The organism is Agrobacterium sp. CCNWLW155, from assembly GCF_036888815.1.
Classification (GTDB): domain Bacteria; phylum Pseudomonadota; class Alphaproteobacteria; order Rhizobiales; family Rhizobiaceae; genus Agrobacterium; species Agrobacterium radiobacter.
On sequence record NZ_JBAKFW010000001.1, the window covers coordinates 1064730 to 1084156 of the forward strand.

At 60.3% G+C, this 19427-nt stretch carries 22 protein-coding genes; 8 read left to right on the top strand and 14 right to left on the bottom strand.

What is annotated here, in order from left to right; translation table 11 throughout:
- Window positions 1–161 precede the first annotated feature (161 nt).
- Complete coding sequence (locus V6S97_RS05410) at window positions 162–1427, bottom strand: NAD(P)/FAD-dependent oxidoreductase (protein ID WP_334426224.1); 1266 nt, start codon at window positions 1425–1427, stop codon at window positions 162–164.
- A gap of 71 nt (window positions 1428–1498) precedes the next feature.
- Complete coding sequence (locus V6S97_RS05415) at window positions 1499–2254, bottom strand: pyridoxine 5'-phosphate synthase (protein WP_003507574.1); 756 nt, start codon at window positions 2252–2254, stop codon at window positions 1499–1501.
- A gap of 235 nt (window positions 2255–2489) precedes the next feature.
- On the opposite strand from V6S97_RS05415, the gene V6S97_RS05420 reads away from it, so the two are divergent.
- Window positions 2490–3188: a MerR family transcriptional regulator gene (locus tag V6S97_RS05420; RefSeq protein ID WP_020811178.1), complete on the top strand. Its 699-nt coding sequence runs from the start codon at window positions 2490–2492 to the stop codon at window positions 3186–3188.
- A 6-nt stretch (window positions 3189–3194) separates the two neighbouring features.
- Here the strand turns inward: V6S97_RS05420 and V6S97_RS05425 are convergent, their stop codons facing one another.
- The 3 genes from V6S97_RS05425 to V6S97_RS05435 form a co-directional block, all read right to left on the bottom strand.
- A complete protein-coding gene (locus V6S97_RS05425; protein ID WP_003507572.1) occupies window positions 3195–4322 on the bottom strand; it encodes an ATP-dependent DNA helicase in 1128 nt (375 codons plus the stop codon).
- A 79-nt stretch (window positions 4323–4401) separates the two neighbouring features.
- Window positions 4402–4884 (bottom strand): SRPBCC family protein, encoded by a 483-nt coding sequence (locus V6S97_RS05430; RefSeq protein ID WP_003507571.1) that lies wholly within the window; start codon window positions 4882–4884, stop codon window positions 4402–4404.
- Complete coding sequence (locus tag V6S97_RS05435) at window positions 4881–5240, bottom strand: ArsR/SmtB family transcription factor (protein ID WP_003507570.1); 360 nt, start codon at window positions 5238–5240, stop codon at window positions 4881–4883. The genes V6S97_RS05430 and V6S97_RS05435 overlap by 4 nt, the downstream gene beginning before the upstream one ends.
- 133 nt (window positions 5241–5373) lie before the next feature.
- Here V6S97_RS05435 and V6S97_RS05440 point away from each other — a divergent pair, with 133 nt between their 5' ends.
- The 3 genes from V6S97_RS05440 to V6S97_RS05450 are packed head-to-tail and all read left to right on the top strand — an operon-like array spanning window position 5374 to window position 7080.
- The gene (locus V6S97_RS05440; RefSeq protein ID WP_077998921.1) at window positions 5374–5754 is read left to right on the top strand and encodes a COG4315 family predicted lipoprotein; all 381 of its coding nucleotides are present in this window, start codon (window positions 5374–5376) and stop codon (window positions 5752–5754) included.
- Window positions 5738–6295 carry an RNA polymerase sigma factor gene (locus V6S97_RS05445; protein ID WP_334426226.1) on the top strand — a complete coding sequence of 186 codons (558 nt, stop codon included), beginning with the start codon at window positions 5738–5740 and terminating at the stop codon, window positions 6293–6295. The genes V6S97_RS05440 and V6S97_RS05445 overlap by 17 nt, the downstream gene beginning before the upstream one ends.
- On the top strand, window positions 6292–7080 hold the full coding sequence (locus V6S97_RS05450; RefSeq protein WP_003507567.1) for an anti-sigma factor family protein: 789 nt from the start codon (window positions 6292–6294) through the stop codon (window positions 7078–7080). Before V6S97_RS05445 ends, V6S97_RS05450 begins: the two co-directional genes overlap by 4 nt.
- A gap of 6 nt (window positions 7081–7086) precedes the next feature.
- Here V6S97_RS05450 and V6S97_RS05455 read toward each other — a convergent pair whose 3' ends face one another.
- Complete coding sequence (locus tag V6S97_RS05455; RefSeq protein WP_112591466.1) at window positions 7087–7680, bottom strand: LysE family translocator; 594 nt, start codon at window positions 7678–7680, stop codon at window positions 7087–7089.
- Window positions 7681–7844: 164 nt separating this feature from the next.
- Between V6S97_RS05455 and V6S97_RS05460 the strand changes: the two genes are divergently transcribed.
- Window positions 7845–8690, top strand: a complete 846-nt coding sequence (locus V6S97_RS05460; protein ID WP_334426227.1) for an aldo/keto reductase — start codon at window positions 7845–7847, stop codon at window positions 8688–8690.
- 152 nt (window positions 8691–8842) lie between these two features.
- Here V6S97_RS05460 and V6S97_RS05465 read toward each other — a convergent pair whose 3' ends face one another.
- The 5 genes from V6S97_RS05465 to V6S97_RS05485 all read right to left on the bottom strand — a co-directional run bounded on the left by V6S97_RS05465 (window position 8843) and on the right by V6S97_RS05485 (window position 12653).
- Window positions 8843–9373, bottom strand: coding sequence for an SRPBCC family protein (locus tag V6S97_RS05465; protein ID WP_020009344.1), 531 nt, complete (start codon window positions 9371–9373; stop codon window positions 8843–8845).
- Window positions 9366–9734: an ArsR/SmtB family transcription factor gene (locus V6S97_RS05470; protein WP_113076599.1), complete on the bottom strand. Its 369-nt coding sequence runs from the start codon at window positions 9732–9734 to the stop codon at window positions 9366–9368. Before V6S97_RS05470 ends, V6S97_RS05465 begins: the two co-directional genes overlap by 8 nt.
- A 132-nt stretch (window positions 9735–9866) precedes the next feature.
- Window positions 9867–10439 carry an acetolactate synthase small subunit gene (gene ilvN / locus V6S97_RS05475; protein ID WP_003507555.1) on the bottom strand — a complete coding sequence of 191 codons (573 nt, stop codon included), beginning with the start codon at window positions 10437–10439 and terminating at the stop codon, window positions 9867–9869.
- Window positions 10440–10458: 19 nt separating this feature from the next.
- On the bottom strand, window positions 10459–12252 hold the full coding sequence (locus tag V6S97_RS05480; RefSeq protein WP_334426228.1) for an acetolactate synthase 3 large subunit: 1794 nt from the start codon (window positions 12250–12252) through the stop codon (window positions 10459–10461).
- Window positions 12253–12413: 161 nt separating this feature from the next.
- Window positions 12414–12653 (bottom strand): hypothetical protein, encoded by a 240-nt coding sequence (locus tag V6S97_RS05485; protein ID WP_162687082.1) that lies wholly within the window; start codon window positions 12651–12653, stop codon window positions 12414–12416.
- Here V6S97_RS05485 and V6S97_RS05490 point away from each other — a divergent pair.
- A complete protein-coding gene (locus V6S97_RS05490) occupies window positions 12633–14642 on the top strand; it encodes an ATP-binding protein (RefSeq protein WP_334426229.1) in 2010 nt (669 codons plus the stop codon). The two genes, V6S97_RS05485 and V6S97_RS05490, sit on opposite strands and share 21 nt — an antisense overlap.
- Window positions 14643–14649: 7 nt before the next feature.
- Here the strand turns inward: V6S97_RS05490 and miaA are convergent, their stop codons facing one another.
- Window positions 14650–15546 (bottom strand): tRNA (adenosine(37)-N6)-dimethylallyltransferase MiaA, encoded by an 897-nt coding sequence (gene miaA / locus V6S97_RS05495; RefSeq protein ID WP_334426230.1) that lies wholly within the window; start codon window positions 15544–15546, stop codon window positions 14650–14652.
- Here miaA and serB point away from each other — a divergent pair.
- Together serB and V6S97_RS05505 are read left to right on the top strand one after the other, a co-directional pair.
- Complete coding sequence (gene serB, locus V6S97_RS05500; protein ID WP_003507547.1) at window positions 15545–16435, top strand: phosphoserine phosphatase SerB; 891 nt, start codon at window positions 15545–15547, stop codon at window positions 16433–16435. The two genes, miaA and serB, sit on opposite strands and share 2 nt — an antisense overlap.
- The gene (locus V6S97_RS05505) at window positions 16432–16995 is read left to right on the top strand and encodes a GNAT family N-acetyltransferase (RefSeq protein ID WP_003507545.1); all 564 of its coding nucleotides are present in this window, start codon (window positions 16432–16434) and stop codon (window positions 16993–16995) included. The genes serB and V6S97_RS05505 overlap by 4 nt, the downstream gene beginning before the upstream one ends.
- Window positions 16996–17019: 24 nt before the next feature.
- On the opposite strand, the gene V6S97_RS05510 is transcribed toward V6S97_RS05505, so the two are convergent.
- Together V6S97_RS05510 and V6S97_RS05515 are read right to left on the bottom strand one after the other, a co-directional pair.
- Entirely contained in the window at window positions 17020–17769 is a 750-nt protein-coding gene (locus tag V6S97_RS05510) for an SDR family oxidoreductase (protein ID WP_334426231.1), read from the bottom strand.
- Between the two features lie 89 nt (window positions 17770–17858).
- Window positions 17859–19403 carry a Do family serine endopeptidase gene (locus tag V6S97_RS05515; RefSeq protein ID WP_003507542.1) on the bottom strand — a complete coding sequence of 515 codons (1545 nt, stop codon included), beginning with the start codon at window positions 19401–19403 and terminating at the stop codon, window positions 17859–17861.
- Window positions 19404–19427: the final 24 nt, after the last annotated feature.

Consider the following 19427-nt stretch of genomic DNA (forward strand, 5'->3'; position numbering starts at 1 on the left):
CCCAAGTCCTTGGGCTGAAAAGACTCTTCTCGCCGCGCGGACGCGCGTCGGCTGGATGCCGGATCAAGTCCGGCATGACGGAGGAGTGATTTGGCGCGCCTACCATAAACACAAGGGCGGGAAGCCATGCTTCCCGCCCTTTCCTTTTATCCGCTGGCCCCTCACGCCTCATCCTTCAGCGTCTCTTTCTGGGTAATCAGCCGCGCACTGTGCTGGCCGCTTAAATAGATCCACAGCCAGCTCCATGCCACCGCCAGCCGCGAACGCGTTCCGATCAGGAAGTAGATGTGGGCAAGCCCCCAGATCCACCACGCGAGCACGCCCTTGAGCTTGAACCGACCGAAATCGATCACCGCCGCGCGTTTGCCGATGGTCGCCAGATTGCCCTGATGGCTGTAGCGGAAGGGTGCAGGCAATGGCTTGCCGTCAAGCCGCGCCTTGATGACCTTTGCCACATAAGCGCCCTGTTGTTTTGCCGCAGGCGCAATGCCCGGCACCGGCTTGCCGTTCTCCTGATTGACGGCGGCCGTATCACCGATGACGAAGATGTCAGCATCATCTTCCAGATTGAGATGAGGCCCAACAATGGCGCGTCCTGCCCTGTCGGCAGCGGCATTGAGCCACTTCGCGGCGGGTGATGCCTGCACCCCGGCGGCCCAGACCACGGTGCGGCAAGGATAATAGGTCTCGCCCACCGTTACACCCTCGTCGCTGCAGGCCGTCACGGGTGTTCCGAGCAGAACCTCGACGCCGAGCTTTTCGAGCGCCTCTTTGGCATAGGCTGACAGGTCTTCCGTGAAGACCGGCAGGACGCGAGGGCCGGCCTCTACGAGCAACACCCGGGTCTTTCGGGTATCCACATTGCGGAATTCCGGCGGCAGCGCCTTGTGGGCCAGCTCGGCGATCATGCCTGCCATTTCCACGCCCGTCGGGCCCGCCCCGATGATGACGAAGGTCAGCAGCGCCTGCCGCTCATCTTCACTGGTGGCGAGCTCGGCCCGTTCGAAGGCCAGCAGCAGGCGGCGGCGGATTGTCGTTGCATCTTCAAGCGTCTTGAGGCCGGGGGCGGAGCGCTCCCACTCGTCACGGCCAAAATAGGCGTGGCGCGCGCCGGTGGCCAGCACCAGCGTATCGAAGCCGATCACCTGACCCGAACTCAAATGCACGGTCCGCGCGGCCCGATCTATGCCATTCACCTCCGCAAGCAGGGTCGTGACCTCCTTGCGGTCACGATAGAGATGGCGGATCGGCCAGGCGATTTCGGATGTCGCGAGAGCCGTCGTCGCAACCTGATAAAGCAATGGCTGGAACAGGTGATGATTACGACGATCTATCAATGTAATACGGACAGGGCCCCCCTCCAGCCCGTGTACCAGTTGCAAACCGCCGAAGCCTCCACCCACGACGACAACATGATGTTCTTGCATATGTCTCTGCCTTCAAAAGCTCGCGCACGGAGCATGCGCCACCTAACTATAGGCAAAAAAATTGACTTCGGTTATGAAATAGCCTGACCGCAGGCACGGCAAAAACGCCGGACTGTTTCAGCCATGCCATATTCCAGCGCATCCGCCGTCAGCCCGTGACCGATGGAAACCTCGGCCAGATAAGGGATACGTTTCATCAGCTTTGGCAGGTTTTCGACGGTCAGGTCATGGCCGGCATTGACGGCAAGCCCGAGCGCCGCAGCATGGTCCGCCGTCTGTCCGAGCTTTTCAAGAAGCGCGTCGCCCTTTTGCGGATCGTCAAAGCAGCCGCCATAGGGGCCGGTGTAGAGTTCGATACGCGCCGCCCCCGTTTCGGCCGCCCGCTCCACCGGCTCGCGCTCGCCATCGCCATCGGCAAAAAGCGAGACGCGCATGCCGCCAGCCTTCAGGCGTCCCACCACTTCCTTCAGGAAAACGCCATGCTTGCGGAAATCCCAGCCGTGGTCGGACGTCGCCTGCGACGGGTCATCAGGCACCAGCGTCACCTGTTCCGGCTGCGTTTTCTCGCAAAGGACAAGGAAATCCTCGGTCGGATAACCTTCGATGTTGAATTCCGCGGCGGGGAAACGATCGTCGATCAGCGCACGCAGCACCGGCAGATCGGAAAAGCGGATATGGCGCTGGTCCGGCCGCGGGTGTACAGTCAGCCCGCTTGCCCCCGTCTCCAATGCAATATGCCCGAAATGCGCGACATCCGGCCACGGAAGATCGCGACGGTTGCGTAACATGGCAATTGCGTTCAGATTGACAGAAAGTTTTGCGGGCATGGCATCGGGCTCCGGTTCGGAATTGACATCCTGTTTCACGCAGGTTGAGGCCAATCGCAAGGAGGCCGGCAAATTTTTTATTATTGCGGGAACGAAAACAGGCAATACACGTTACGGTTCTGATGTAGCGTTTGGCATGAGGTCTTGATCGGAAAATATGTCCGTCTTGGGGGAACAAGCAACGGACACCTTTAAAAAGGCAGGCACACTGTCAAAGAGCGCGAAGGGGGAGACAATGCAGGATGGCCGGATGCCGTTCGACAGTCACGGCGACGAGGACAAACCCAATCTAAGGATCAGCAGCTTTCTACCGGATGTAAGTCTGCCCTCCTCCCTGCCCGCGGAACCCGTCCCCATCGCCGACATGGCCAATATCTTCGGGGTAACTCACCGGACGCTGCATTTCTACGAGGAAAAGGCGCTGCTGACTTCAAGGCGCATCGGTCAGATGCGCGTCTATACCCACCGCAACGTCCAGCGTATGGCAGTCATCAACGTCTGCCGTGAAGTGGGTATTTCCGTCGCCGCAATTACCGAAATCATGGAAAAATTCGTCCGTTCGCTCTCGCAAAGCGAGGCGGACGATATATTCCACGCCGCGCTGCGGCAGCGGAAACGCGAATTGACGGCCGAGCTTTCCACCCTTCAGCGCCAGGCCCAGCAGATCGAGGAGCTGCTGGTCGCCGACGCGGAAGCGGACGGCATGGATGGTGCGGAACGGGCGCCGGCAAAGGACATCGCCCTTACCGACACCGAACGAAAATGTCTGGAACTGATGGCGGAGGGTTATGCGCCGGTGCGCCTCGCCCGCGCCCTTGGTCTTTCGGGCACCGATCTCAATGTTCTCGAGGCAAAGATCATCGGCAAGTTCAATGCCAGCAACCGTTTTCAGGCGGTCGCCAAGGCGGTTCTTCTCGGCGTCATCCGCGCCTGATAACGATCAGCGAACGATTGTCAGGGTCTCTGCCGCACGGGTAATGGCGGTGTAGAGCCACCTCTCGCGCGAGTCCCGGAACGCATAGCTCTCGTCGAAGAGAACCACGTTGTTCCACTGCGAACCCTGCGCCTTGTGCACGGTCAGCGCATAGCCGAAATCGAACTCGTCATAACGCTTACGCGTGGACCACGGAATTTCCGTCTCCACATCCTCGAAGGCCGCCTTCAGCAATTTGATCTTGGCCGCACCGCGATCCATATCGTCGTCTTCGGGCCGGATCATCAGGTTGATGCCGGGCTTCACCGTTTCGCGCGAAGAACTCATCACCTGCCAGAGCGAGCCGTTCAGCAGGCCCTTGGCGGGATCATTCCGGAGGCAGACCAGCTTGTCGCCGGATTGCGGGTAATCGGCGGTAAAGCCCTTCAGCTCGCGAAGCCGCTGATTGTAGCGGCGGCGGGTACGGTTGGTGCCGACGAGTACCTGATCGGCATCGAGCACCAGCGACTGCGTCACCTCCGACTTGGAAATCACCTGCGCGGAACCATAATCGCCGCGCATGATCTCCCGGCCTTCCCGCACATCCATGGCAAGATGGATGATCGGATTGTCCTTGGCCTGCCGATGAATCTCCGACAGCAGATAATCCGGCTCCTGCTCGGTAAAGAAGCCGCCGCCCGAAACCGGCGGCAGCTGCCCGGGATCGCCGAGCACGAGGATCGGCGTGCCGAAGCTCATCAGGTCCTTGCCGAGCTGCTCGTCCACCATCGAACATTCATCGATGATGATGAGCGCCGCCTTGGCGAGCGGGCTCTGGCGGTTGATGGAGAACATCGGCGCAATCGAGGTCTTGCCGGTTTCCTCGTCTTCGACAGTTTCTTCACCGCGCGGGCGGTAGATCAGCGAATGGATGGTGCGGGCATTGGTTGCACCACGCGAACGCAGCACCTGCGCCGCCTTACCGGTGAAGGCCGCAAACAGCACCTCGCCATCGACATTTTCCGCGAAATGCTTGGCAAGCGTCGTCTTGCCCGTTCCGGCATAACCGAACAGCCGGAAAACCGGTGTGCGGCCTTCCTTCAGCCAGCGGGAAACAGCCTTGAGCGCTTCGTCCTGTTGCGGTGAAAATAACATGCGCCCTCATCGCAGGATTCGAGCGTGGTGCGCAACAGAAAAAGAACGAAAGATGAATCGCCTGACGAGAATGACGGCCTCAATAGGCCGCCTGCTTCTCGACGAGTGCCGCCAATTGCTCCGCAACCGTATTCCAGCCGTCGAAGAACCCCATCTCCGCGTGCCTGTTGCGATCCTCAAGATTGTTGTGCATGGCGTAAGCCACATATTCCATGCCGTCGGGATGATCGCGAAACGTCATCACGGCCGTGAGGAACGGCTGGGCGGAGGGGCGAAAACCCGCGGTCAGCGCATCGGTGAAAACCAGACGCTCCTCATGATCCACCGCCAGAAAACATCCTTTGACATGCGGACCGAAGGCCGCGCCATCCTCGCTATACCGCGTTTCGAAGGCACCGCCGGGATGAAGCTCCATTTTATCGACACGGCATTGGCCGGGATGCGGAACCCACCACTGTTCAAGACTGGTCCTGTCCGTCCAGGCATTCCAGACGAGCCGGCGCGGCGCCCTTATGATGCGTGAAATCTTCAGGTCGAGATCGGGATTGAAAGTGTCGGTCATCGGTCATTCTCCCCTTTGCTGGACATCCTGTCCTGTTGTGCCATGACAAACTGTTCGAGCCGGTCGGTGCGGCCTTCCCAGATGGCGCGCTGTTGCGAAAGCCAGCCATCGAGCATGGAAAACCGCTGCTTCTCCAGGGAGCAGAACCGGACACGCCCCTGCTTGCGCGTCACGATCAGCCCCGCCTCTTCCAGTTGGCGGATATGTTTCATGAAGGATGGCAGGGCCATGTCGAAGGGTTCGGCCAGCGTTCCGATGCTCGCCTCCCCGCCGCCCAGCCTCAGGATCACCGCCCTGCGGGTCGGATCGGCAAGAGACTGGAAGATATCGTTGAGTGCATCTGAATAGTTTTCCATAAGGCTAACTATCACATCAAGAAACTTAGCTCAATGGATAAGTTTAAAAAATGCGTCGAGACAGGGAATAATTCGTCAGGTTGCGGTGTCTCTTGATGTGCTGGCGGCAGAGGCCGCCCGAACCAAGGAGGATATGTCCATGAAAATCCGCTTTATCGTTCCCGCCCTCGTTCTGGCTTTTGCCGGAACGGCCTATGCCGCCCCTGCGGTCGAAACGGTCAAGACCGCCAAAGGCGACGTGCTGGCGGGCGAAAAAGGCATGACGCTCTACACTTTCAAGAACGACAAGAAGGGCGTATCCAATTGTTATGACAAATGCGCGGTAAACTGGCCGCCGTTTTTCGCAGCCGCCAGCGACAAGGCCGAGGGCGCCTATTCCCTCGTGAAGCGCAAGGATGGCAAGATGCAGTGGGCAAAGGATGGCATGCCGCTTTATTACTGGGTCAAGGATACCAAGAAGGGCGATGCCACCGGTGATGGTGTGAACGGTGTATGGGATGCCGCAAAACCCTGATGGCATGAATGGCGAAAAGCGGGGGAACCATTCCCCCGCAGCCGGCAGCTTCGAAACGGAGATGCTGGCGCTGATACCCATGCTGCGCCGTTATTCCCGCAGCCTTTCCCGTTCTGACGCCGATGGCGAGGACCTCTTGCAGGACTGCGTGGAAAAGGCGCTGGCCAATCAAAGGCAATGGCGCGGAACAGGTTTAAAAACATGGGCTTACACGATAATGACGAATCTTTATCGTAACCGCCACCGCGCCGAGAAACGTCACCCGTCCGAAAGCCTCGACGGCCATGAGACCATCGCCGGCCCGGAGACGCTCTCCGACACGCTGGAGAATGACCGCCTGCACGGCGCGCTCGCCCTTCTTTCGCCCGACATGCGCGCGGTGCTGATGCTGGTGACGGTGGAGGGCTACAGCTATCAGGAGGCGGCCGAGACACTATCGATCCCGCTCGGCACCGTCATGTCCAGACTGTCCCGCGCCCGCGAAACCCTTCGCCAGCACCTGGCGGCGGATAATATCATACCCCTGCGGAGACCACGATGAAACGGCCCGACGCCATAACCGAAGACGACCTGCACGCCTATGTCGACGGACTTCTTTCCGACGACGACCGCGCGGCTGTCGAGGCCTGGCTGGCGGAAAGGCCGGAAGAGCAGGCCCGCGTGGAGGAATGGAGAAAACAGGCCGATATTCTGCGCAATGCCTTCGCCTCCTATGCCGCCGCACATCCGCATGACGCATCGATGCTCAGCCCGCAAAAGAGGGAGCGCGCATGGCGGGTAAAACCGGTTCTCCTGCAAACAGCGGCCGCCCTTTTGATCTTCGTGGCGGGTGCTGCGGCCGGCAGGCTTCTGCCGCCGTCTTTTTCCACGCCGCAGGACGTGACTCTGGCGTCGCTGACGACGGATATTCCGGCACAGGCGAAATCCGCCTATCTCATCTATGCGAGCGAGGTGCGCCATCCCGTTGAAGTCGGCGCCGGAGAGCAGCAGCATCTCGCGACATGGCTCGGCAAGCGGCTCGGCTACCCCTTCACCATCCCCGATCTCTCGAAGATCGGATATGACCTCGTCGGCGGGCGTCTTATCCCCGTCAGCGGCAAGCCGGGCGCGATGCTGATGTATCAGGACAAGACCGGCCGCAGGGTGACGGTGCTGATCGGCCACAACGAGGAAAACCGCACCACCAGCTTCCGCATGGCCAGCGCCGATGGCATCGAGACCTTCTACTGGATCGACAACGAACTGGGTTACGCCGTGTCCGCCGAACTGACGCGCGACGAAGTGCAGGCGATCGCCGAGGAATGTTACCGGCAGTTTCCGACGTGAGGGCTGTTATTTCAGCATCGGCCAGAGGCTGATGACAAGAAGCACGGCCATGGTGATATTGAACCATTTGAGCCGGACCGGCACAGCGAGCCAGTCGCGCAAGGCGGAGCCGAAACCCGCCCAGGTCGAAACACTGGGAAGATTGACCGCGGCGAAGGCCACACCGACGAAAAGGACGGTGAAAAAATATTGCCGCTCATCCGTATAGGTCGCCATCGCCGTCACCGCCATCACCCAGGCCTTGGGATTGACCCACTGAAAGGCGGCGGCAGCAATGAAACTCATCGGCGCCGATGCGGCCGAACCTTCGCTGAGGCTGCGGGAAGTACCGATCTTCCATGCGATCCAGACGAGATAGAGACCACCTGCGAATTTCAGGCCGGTGTAAAGCACGGGCACCGAATGCAGCAACGCGCCGAGACCGAAGCCGACCCCGATCAGCAGCGACAGGAACCCTGCGCCGATGCCCAGCATATGCGGGATGGTGCGGCGGAATCCGAAATTCACGCCTGACGCAAACAGCATCATATTGTTCGGGCCTGGTGTGATGGAGGTGGTGAAGGCAAACAGCACCAGCGCGACAAAGGTTTCGGCAGTCATGATTTCTCCTTGAGCAGAAACCCTATCCGTCGGACCATCATCAAGCCACCCCGCCGGATCGATGGGCGCGGTCAATTTTTTTGATGGATCAATACTTTCCATGCCGGGTTTGAGAAGTCGGAACAAAGGGCTATTGTCCAATCACCAATCGCTGGAGCGAACCGATGTATGACGACATTCCTTCCGTCACCCTGCCATCAGGAAAAGAGGTTCCGGCCCTTGGCCTCGGCACCTGGAACATGGGGGAGACGCGATCATCCGCGCCGCAGGAGGTCGAAAGCGTCCGCAAGGCGATCGATCTCGGCATGACGCTGGTCGACACGGCGGAAATGTATGCGGACGGCAGATCGGAGGAAGTGGTCGGCGCGGCAATCGCCGGCCGTCGCGACGAGGTGTTTCTGGTCAGCAAGGTCTACCCCTGGAACGCCAGCGCCAGAGGCACGGCGGAAGCCTGCGAGCGCAGTCTCGCAAGGCTCGGCACCGACCACATCAATCTCTATCTGCTGCACTGGCGTGGCGAGCACCCGCTTGCGGAAACCGTAGCGGCTTTCGAAAGGCTGAAGCGCGACGGCAAGATCGGCGACTGGGGCGTCTCCAATTTCGACAGCGACGACATGGAGGAGCTTTTCGCGGTTCCTGACGGCAAAAACTGCGCCGCCAATCAGGTGCTATACAACCTGTCCCGACGCGGGCCGGAATTTTCACTGCTGCCGTGGTGCCAGGAGCATGGCGTGCCGCTGATGGCCTATTCCCCCATCGAACAGGGCCGCATTTTGAAGAACCATGAACTCATCCGCATCGCCAAGGCCTATCAGGCAACCCCGGCCCAGCTGGCGCTCGCCTTTCTGCTGGAAAGGGACGGCGTCATCGCCATTCCGAAATCCGCCAGCATCGCACGGGTCGAGGAAAACCGCGGTGCGACGGATCTTGAAATAACCGATGAAGACTGGGCGGAGCTCGATGCCGCCTTCCCGCCACCGACGCGCAGAACCGCGCTGGAAATGCTTTGATATAACAGTACGTTAAGAGACTGTCCGGAATCTGTCGATCAGGCAGTTGAATCGGAATGTGAGCAAAGCAATTGTGCCAGCGCCACGGCAGGCCGCACTTGAAAAAACGGCGCGGAAAGCCGCGCCGTTGTGTCCAACAAAGCACCGCTCCGTTACGGTATACGCCGCTCATATTCTTCTTTCAGTCCCAGCCATGTATCCCAGAACGGCCCCGGCTCCTTCTCCTGAAGACGGGCGGCGAGAATGTCGAGATGCACATGCCAGCCAGCGCTGACGTCAAGCCTCGTCCTCCTGTCGGCCAGCCGGCGATGAACCAGCGTCAGCAGCACATCCTTGCCAAGAGCCTGAAGTTCGATCGAGACCTCGCCACCTTCGCCCCAACTAAAGACGAGACGGTGCGGTGGGACCACGGTAATGATGCGGGAAGCCATACGGTCTTCTTCGGAAAAGCCTTCCGGGCGCCTGCCGGGCGGATTGGAAAGCTCATCGTTGCGCCACACCAGCTCGAACGGTGCATCGGGCGCAAGCCGCATTTCGCCGGAAGCCAGCCAGCGGCGGCGAAGTTCGCTTTGTGTCAGATAGGCCCAGACCCGGTCGATCGGTCCCGGCAGCAGCCGTTCGATCTTCAGGGTCGTCGGCTCGACGAGACGGCCATAGGCGTCAGGCATTGCAATATCAGCCATTGTCATTTCCTCCATCTGCAGGGATTTTTCCCTGATCATCCTCCCTGAGCATCTGCTCAAGAATATCGAGGCGACTGCCCCAGAACTGCCGGTAGAAATCCAGCCATTCATGCGCTTCCGCCAACCGTTCCGGCGAAAGGCGGCAGACATGGGTGCGCCCCCTCACCTCACGGCGGATGAGCCCGGCATTTTCCAGCGCCTTGATGTGCTTTGAAGCCGCAGCGAGCGATATGTCGAACGGCTTGGCCAACTGGCTTACCGTGCGCTCGCCGCGGGACAGATCACGCAGCATCGTGCGTCGCGTGGCATCGCCAAGAGCATGAAAGACGGTGTCGAGATGTGAAGCAGATAATTCAACCATGTTGTTGAATATAGACTGCCGATCCAGAAAGTCAACCATACGGTTGAATGTTGGATCGAGCGGAACAACGCCATAAAAAAACCCGCGGCGAACCGCGGGCTTATATTTCAGCATCTGCTCCAAATACGGAGATTACATTCCCTGCGAACCGCGATTCATCGCCGCAATACCGGTGCGGCAAATTTCGATCAGGCCGAGCGGCTTGATGATGGCCACGAACTGGTCGATCTTCGATGACTTGCCGGTGATTTCGAAGATGAAATGCTCGACAGTCGCATCCACCACCTTGGCCTGAAACGCATCCGCAAGGCGCAGGGCTTCGGCGCGCACTTCACCCGTGCCGGCAACCTTGATGAGGGCGACTTCGCGCTCGATAGGCCGCTCCTGCCCCAGTTCGCGGGCACGAACGGTGAGATCGAGAACCCGGTGCACGGGCACGATACGTTCCAGCTGCGCCTTGATCTGCTCCAGCACGATGGGGGTACCGCGCGTGACGATGGTGATGCGCGACAGATGCGCCTCATGTTCGGTCTCGGAAACCGTCAGGCTTTCGATGTTGTAGCCACGGCCGGAAAACAGGCCGATGACCCGGGCGAGAACACCCGGCTCGTTGCTGACGAGAACCGACAGCGTATGATTTTCGACGGCAGCCGTTTCCTTCTGGATGAAATAGGCGGAGCCGGTGGGCTGTAGGTGTGCGTTCATGTCCTTTTCCTCTCCCGGCTCAGACTAGCTGACGGCCCTTGGCGTCAATGGCGTTGGCAACAGCTTCATCCGTCGCCTCATCCGGCAACAGCATCTCGTTATGAGCCTTACCAGACGGGATCATCGGGAAGCAATTGGCAAGATTGGCAACGCGGCAATCGAAGATAACCGGCTTGTTGACCGCGATCATCTCGGCGATCTTCTCGTCCAATTCCCTAGGATCGTCGCAATACATGCCGACCGCTCCATAGGCTTCCGCGAGCTTGACGAAGTCAGGCATCGCTTCGGTATAGGAGTTGGACAGGCGGTTGCCATGCAGCAGCTGCTGCCATTGGCGCACCATGCCCATGTACTGGTTGTTGAGGATGAAGATCTTCACCGGCAGACCGTACTGGATGGCGCAGGACATTTCCTGAATGCACATCTGGATCGAGGCGTCACCGGCGATATCGATGACGAGCGCTTCCGGGTGTGCAACCTGAACGCCGATGGCTGCCGGCAGGCCGTAACCCATGGTGCCGAGACCACCTGACGTCATCCAGTGGTTCGGCTCCTCGAAGCCGAAGAACTGCGCCGCCCACATCTGATGCTGCCCGACTTCTGTCGTAATGTAGGTGTCACGCCCCTTCGAAGCCTCATAAAGCCGCTGCAACGCATATTGCGGCATGATGACATCGTTGGAGTTCTTGTAGGCGAAGGAGTTGCGGGCACGCCAGCGCTCGATCTGCGCCCACCAGTCGGCGGTCTGCGCCTTTTCCGGTTTCTTCGGCAGGGCACGCCACAGGCGGACCATATCTTCCAGAACATGGCTGACATCGCCGATAACGGGCACGTCGACGCGAACCGTCTTGTTGATCGAGGACGGATCGATGTCGATGTGGATCTTCTTGGAATTCGGCGAAAACGCGTTGATGCGGCCGGTAATTCGGTCGTCGAAACGCGCGCCGACGCAGACCATGACATCACAATCATGCATCGTCATATTGGCTTCGTAGGAACCGTGCATGCCCAGCATGCCGAGCCAGTTCTTGCCCGATGCCGGATAGGCGCCGAGACCCATCAGGGTCGACGTGATCGGGAAACCGGTCAGCTCTACCAGTTCACGCAGCAGACGGGTGGCCTCCGGGCCGGAATTGATGACGCCGCCGCCGGTGTAGAAAACCGGCTTCTTCGCCTTCGACATCAGCTCGATGGCCGCATGAATGGCATTGAGGTCGCCCTGGACCTTCGGCTTGTAGCTCTCATGCTGGATGGCGGCGGAAGGCGGCGTGTAGGTGCCGGTGGCGAACTGGATGTCCTTCGGAATATCGACAACAACAGGTCCGGGACGACCCGTCTGCGCGATGCGGAAGGCTTCATGGATAATGCCCGCCAATTCGTTGACGTCCTTCACCAGCCAGTTGTGCTTGGTGCAGGGGCGCGTGATGCCGACGGTGTCACATTCCTGAAACGCGTCGGAGCCGATCAGCGATGTCGGAACCTGGCCGGAGAGGCAGACGAGCGGAATGGAATCCATCAGCGCATCCTGCAGCGGGGTGACCGCATTCGTCGCGCCGGGGCCTGACGTGACGAGCATGACGCCGACCTTGCCGGTGGAGCGGGCATAACCTTCGGCCGCGTGGCCGGCGCCCTGCTCGTGGCGCACGAGAATGTGCTGGATGTCTTCCTGCTGGAAAATCTCGTCATAGATCGGAAGCACGGCACCGCCGGGGTAACCGAAGATGTGCTCGACGCCGTTATCCTTCAGCGCCTGCAGAACGATCTCCGCACCTGTCATGCGATTGCTGTTTTCCGTATTGTCCTTATCCGTCATTGCCTGTTTCCATCCCGCTTTGGCTTTGGATATCGAGGAGCCCGAGGGCCTGTTTGAAGACATAAAAAAAGGCCCCTAGAGGAGCCTCGTTCAGCGCATGGGTGCTTTCGCCGGATGGTTACACCATCCTGCCCATGCGCCGTCCCACCACGATAAGTACGTTAAGATTTTTCATGGGCCGGAGTGTTAGCCACAAAAGCCCCAGCCGTCAACGCATATTGCAGGAAAAAATCGCCGCCGCCTTCTTTTATTACCCGCAAGCAGACTTCCGCGAAATTTTCGAACGCAGTCGGTACACCTGTTGTTAAGCATAATATTTTAATATCGAGAGCGCAGATACTGCCCGAACCACCGCGATATCGCATGTACCGGGAAAAAATGTGAATAACGACACGTTTCATAACGCGTCCCGCATGGACGAAAACGAACGGCGGTCCGGCCAGCAGCCGGCGAACCGCATGCTCGGCCGCGTCATCGCCTGTAACGGCGCACACGCCACCATTGCCGCCGAAACCGAACCGGGCACCACCGATGTGTCGCAGCTCTGGTCTGTCGGACGCCTGATCTCGATCGAAATGGGCACGAGCCGTGTCGCGGCCCTCGTCTTCGCCATGCGCACTGGTGAAGAATATTGGGCAGCGGACAGGCCGAACAGGCTGCTGATCGACGTTGAACTCGTGGGCGAAGTTTACCGCACCGAGGACGGCAGCGAACGCTTTTCCACCGGCATCTCGCGTTACCCCTATCTCGGCGCGGTGGCGCACCGCATCCGCACCAGCGACCTCTCGAAGATCTACGACAGCGGCAAGCGTGACGCCTGCGTGATCGGCAGGCTGACACAGGACGATACGATCGGCGCCGCCATCAGCATTCCGCAGATGCTCGCCAAACATTTCGCCGTCGTCGGTTCGACGGGCGTGGGCAAGACCACCGCCGTTTCGCTGCTTCTGAACAAGGCGATCGAGACCGACCCGAAACTGCGTGTCCTCATTCTCGATCCACACAATGAATTCGCGGCCGCTTTTCCCGATCATTCCGTCGTCATCGATACGGATACGCTGGACCTGCCCTTCTGGCTGATGCGGCTTGAAGAATTTGCCGAGGTCATCTTCCGCGGTCGCAAGCCGGTGCCGGAAGAAATGGATGTCCTCCGCGACATCATTCCCGAAGCGAAGAAGGCGTTTCGCGGCACCGAAGGTTCCGCCGTCCGCCGCACCTCCGACAAGAGCGCGATCACACCCGATACGCCGGTACCCTACCGCATGGCCGATCTTCTCGCCCTCATCGACGAGCGTATCGGACGGCTGGAAGGACGCGGCGAAAAACCCGCATTGCGCACGCTGAAAGGCCGCATCCTCTCGGCCATCAACGATACGCGCTACAACTTCATGTTCTCCAGCAATACGATCAGCGACACCATTCTGGAAACGGTGGCGCATATTTTCCGTATTCCCGGGGAAGGAAAGCCGATTTCGGTATTCCAGCTGTCAGGCATTCCCTCAGAAGTGGTGAACTCGGTGGTTTCGGTCCTCTGCCGCATGTCCTTCGAACTGGCGGTGCTGGCGCGCGGATCGCTGCATATGCTTGTCGTCTGCGAGGAAGCGCACCGTTATGTGCCTGCCGACCCCGAGCGCGGCTTTTTCCCCACCCGCCAATCCATCGCCCAGATCGCCAAGGAGGGCCGCAAATACGGCATTTCGCTCGGCGTCATCAGCCAGCGGCCGAGTGAGCTGGATCAGACCATCCTGTCGCAATGCTCGACCGTTTTCGCCATGCGGCTCTCGAACGAGATCGACCAGAAGATCATCCTTTCAGCGGTACCGAACGCATCGACATCGACCACCAGTTTTCTGTCGTCCATCGGCAATGGTGAGGCCATTGCTTTTGGCGAGGCCGTCAATGTACCGATGCGCATGCGTTTTGACCGCGTCGTCACGGCCAAATTGCCGAAGGCGAGCGGCATCACCAGCCATGTGAACCACGAGACCCCCGATACGGTCGACCTGAACAGCATCGTCACGCGCATGCGCGCCACGCCAAAACCCGTTATCACCGGTTTCCAGCAAAGCGTTGAAGCGGCCTTTTCCGATCTGCCGGAACCGGCAGCGCCAAGCCGGGCAACGGATGAGGTCGACAACTGGAAGCAGGAACTGGGCACAGCCGCAACGGGGGGATATGAACCCTATCGCCCGGACATGCTGCCTGGCCGCACGCTCCCTGCATCACCAAATCCGGCGGCACCCGATACCGCCTCTGGCGCCGTCAACGAATTGCGCAAGGCCAGTTTCCAGATGCAGGCGCAAAATGGCCCGCCGCCCGGCGATACACGCCCTTCGCTCCGCGAGAGCCTCCTGAAGAAGCCGCTCGGCAGTCTCTACCGGAAAGACTGACGCCCGTTTACGGCTGGATGCGTGTCCAGTCGTCTCCCATCTGGTTGCGGAACCAGGTCATCTGCCGTTTGGCATATTGGCGGGTCGCCGCCGCCGATTTTTCGATAACCTCCGCCTCGCCCATCCGCCCGGCCAGCATATCGGCGATCTGGGCAACGCCGATCGCCTTCATTGCCGTTGCATCAGGCGGAAGATTGAGCGCGAAAAGCGCCTGCACCTCCCCCACCGCGCCGCTCTCCATCATCGCCTCAAAACGACGATTGATGCGATCATGCAGCACCGGCCTTTCCGGCAGGACGACGAATTTCTGCGCCCGGTCGGGGTCGATAATCATAGGGCCCCGGGCCTGCTGGAAATCCCGGATCGATTTCCCAGTCGCCTCAAGCACTTCAAGCGCCCGGACGATACGCTGCCCGTCCCCCGGCTGGAGCGTGTCCGCCATGGCCGGATCACGGCCGGCGAGTTCCGCATGAAGGACCGCCGCTTCCTCCTCGACCAGCCGGGCGCGCAATCTCTCGCGGATGTCTTCTGGAATGTTGGGCATGTCGGAGAGGCCGCCCGTCAATGCCTTGAAATAAAGTCCCGTGCCGCCGACGATGACGGGGAAACGCCCCTGCGCCCGTAAATCCGCAAGCAGGGCAGAGATGTCCCGCAGCCATTCGCCCGTTGAATAGAGGCTGCTCGCCGACACATGGCCGTAAAGCAGATGCGGCACGCCCTCCATCTCGTCTTCGGATGGCCGGGCGGTCAACACCCGTAGCGTGTCGTAAACCTGCATGCTGTCGGCATTGATGACGACGCCGTCCCGCTCCCGCGCCAAACGAAGCGCAAGCGCGGACTTGCCGCTTGCCGTCGGGCCGGTTATCAGGATCGCATCAAAATTCTCATCAAGGTTTTTCATCATGGCTCTCGTTGCCACGCTTATCGCCAATCCGTCAAATCCTGTTCTGACACCGGCCCTCGGCGAAGCGGCCGCGAAGGCCGTCAACGCATCGGGCCTCTACTGGCTGGCCGATGGCATTGCCTGCGATATCGCCCTGCCCTCCGGCGCTGCCATCGAACAGGCACGCAGCGCGATTGCAGCCGCGCTTGCCGGAAAACCGATCGATATCGTCATCCAGGAACAGGATCAGCGGCGCAAGAAGCTTCTGATCGCCGACATGGATTCGACCATGATCGGCCAGGAATGCATCGACGAACTGGCGGCCGAAGTCGGGTTGAAGGACAAGGTCTCAGCCATCACCGCCCGCGCCATGAATGGCGAGATCGCTTTCGAACCTGCTTTGCGTGAGCGTGTGGCGCTGCTGAAGGGCCTGCCGGTCTCTGTCATCGATGACGTCATCGAAAAGCGCATCACGCTGACCCCGGGCGGCAAGGAACTGATCGCCACCATGAAGGCCAAGGGCTATTACACCGCCCTCGTGTCCGGCGGCTTCACCGTCTTCACCGGCCGCGTCTCCGCGATGCTCGGTTTCGACGAGGACCGCGCCAATCTGCTGGGCGAAGCCAATGGCGAACTTGATGGCACCGTTGCCGAACCCATCCTCGGCAAACAGGCAAAGGTGGATGCACTGAACGATATTGCAGCAAAGCTCGGCATTTCGCCGGAGGAGGCAATGGCAGTCGGCGATGGCGCCAACGATCTCGGCATGCTGCATCTGGCCGGCGCGGGCGTAGCCCTGCACGCCAAGCCGGCCGTGGCAGCCGAGGCGCAGATGCGCATCGACCATGGCGACCTGACCGCGCTTCTATACATCCAGGGCTACCGCAAGACGGATTTTGTCACTCCATGATCATCCGAGAGACACAGAGACTCATTTTGCGCGAGTGGAAGGAGAGCGACCGTGACCTGTTCCGCGAAATCAACGCCGACGAAAAGGTCATGGAGTTTTTTCCCTTCCGCCGCAGCCATGCGGAAGCGGACGCCGTGCTGGAAACCATCAACGGCATGATCCGCGGCAGCGGTTACGGCTTCTACGCCATGGAACTGCGCGAGACCGGCGAAGTCATGGGCTTCTGCGGCATTTCCCCCGTCATGAATCTCGACCCGCCCTTCCCGCTCGGAACCATGGAAATCGGCTGGCGGCTCGCCACCCGCTTCTGGGGCCACGGCTATGTCACGGAAGCGGCGCAATCGCTGCTCGTCATGGCCTTCGATGAAAAGGAGACGCCGGAAATCGTCTCCTTTGCCGTGCACAACAACCAGCGTTCAACGCGGGTGATGGAGCGTATCGGCCTCAAGCGTGATCCTTCACGCGATTTCGACCATCCGCGCGTGCCGGAAGAGACGCATCCGCATCTGCGCCCGCATGTGACCTATGCGCTGACGCTGGAGGAGTGGCGGGCGCGATAAGACACCTGCCCGCCAGTCCGAACATCACTTCACCGCCGCATTACCGCCATCGGCAAACAACGCCGCTCCGGCGACGAAGCTCGCCATGGGGCTCGCGAGGAAAAGCGCTGCCTGCGCGATTTCCTGCGGCTCAGCGATACGTTTCATCGCATGCAGGCCAGCGGCCCATTCCTTCTGCGCCGCATCGCCGGCGGCCGGTGTATCGACCCCGCCGGGCAGCAGCGCATTGGCACGAATACCGCTGATGGCATAATCGGCGGTAATGCCTTTCACCAGCCCCATCAACGCCGCCTTCGCCGCGCCGTAAGCCGCCATGCCCGGTATGCCGACGCTGGTGCCGACGAAGCTTGAGGTAAAGACGATGGAGCCGCCGCCACGCGTCAACATCAGCGGTATCTGGTAACGCGCCCCCAGAAAGGCGGAGGTAAGATTGACGTTGAGTACATCATCCCATTCCGCAGGCGAAATCTCCGCCAGCGGCTTCATGGCCCCCACCGCACCGGCACTATTGACGGCGATATCGAGGCCACCGAACACGCTCACGGCCGCCTCTGCCAGCCGGGAATGGGTTTCGGCAAGACCGGCATCACCCGCCACCGCGTGGACGCGGCCGCCGGTCTCACGAATGTCGCCGGCAACCTCCTGCAGCGCCTTTTCGCCGCGCGCATTGAGAACGACCGCCGCGCCGTGAGCGGCAAACAGCATCGCAGTCGCCCGGCCGATGCCGGATGACGCACCGGTGATGATGGCAACCTTGTTTTCAAGCAATTTCATATCCTTGGCCTCCGTTTGATGGAGCCCAAGGATTAAAGAGCGGCCGGAATGACAACCACCCGATTCCTAACGGATCGGACGAAAAGCGTTTATTCCAGCGGCAGCGCCACAACGCGCAGATTGCCCTGGGCATCGGCCACCATCATATGCGCATTCTTGCGGCCTTCGGATTTCAGGCCGTTGACGCGCACCAGCACATCGCCCGGAACCTCCATGAAGTCCTGCCCGACCTCGACGATGATATCGCCGGCCTTCATGCCCTTCTGTTCGGCGGGTGACCCCGGATCGACGCTGGCGACAAGCACGCCTTCCACGCTTTCGGCAATGCCCTTTTCGGTGCGCAGCTCGTTGCTCAGCACCACGAGATTCATGCCGAGCACGCTCTGCGGTGCTTCACGCACTTCCGGCGTCTGGTCCTGCGCCTGATCGTCGGTGCCGCCATCGTCTTCCGGTGCGACCACACCGCCATCGCCGTCTTCGCTCTGTTGGTCCTCGGCCGAGGCCTTCTCATCCGTCGCATCCTGCAACTGGCCGAGCTTAACCTTGACGGTCTCCTCCTTGCCATCACGCAGGATCACCACATCAACGTCCTTGCCGACAGGGCTTTCCGCCACGATCCGCAAAAGGTCGCGCATCTCGTGAATATCCTTGCCGTCGAATTTCAGCACGACATCGCCGGCCTGGATCGGGCCATTTTCCACCGGTCCGCCCTTGGCGACGCCGGAGATAAGCGCACCCTTGGCGCTGTCCATGCCGAGGCTTGCCGCCACATCGTCGGTGACGGGCTGGACACGAACACCGAGCCAGCCGCGGCGCGTCTCACCGAATTCGATGAGCTGCTGGACGATATTCTGGGCAAGCTCCGTCGGCACGGCGAATCCGATACCGATCGAACCGCCGCTCGGGGAAATGATCGCCGTATTGATGCCGATCACCTCGCCCTTCATGTTGAAGAGCGGACCGCCGGAATTGCCCTTGTTGATGGCCGCATCCGTCTGGATGAAATTGTCATAGGGGCCGGCATTGATATTACGCCCGCGCGCGGAAATAACACCGACCGTCAGCGATCCGCCAAGCCCGAAGGGATTGCCGATGGCCATCACCCAGTCGCCGATGCGCATGCTGCGCGAATCACCGAACTTGACGGCCTTCAACGGCGTTTTCGGCTCCACCTTCAAGACGGAAAGATCGGTTTTCGTATCGGTGCCAACCAGTGTCGCCTTGAGCTTCGAACCGTTAGGGAAAATCACCTCGATGGCGTCGGCACCCTCGATGACGTGGTTGTTGGTGACGACGTAACCGGCCGGGTCGATCACGAAACCGGACCCCAGCGAATTAACCTTTTCACCGCCTTCCGGCTTCTGGCTGTCGAAATAATCCTTGAAGAATTCCTGGAAGGGCGAACCCTCCGGCAGTTTCGGCGGAACCGGGCCCTTGCCGTCGGTCTTGACGTTCTGCGAGGTGGAAATATTCACCACCGCGTCGAGAAGCGGCTCAGCAAGATCAGCCACCGATTCCGGCCCATGGCTCTGCGCCAATGCCGCAACCGGTGCCGTAAGGCTACCCGCCACAAGCGCGATGCCCGCGATTGCGGCGATGCTGCTGCGAAAAGGCGAAAGAAGGGTCACGGCCATAAGCGTCCTCGCGTTTCAAATAGT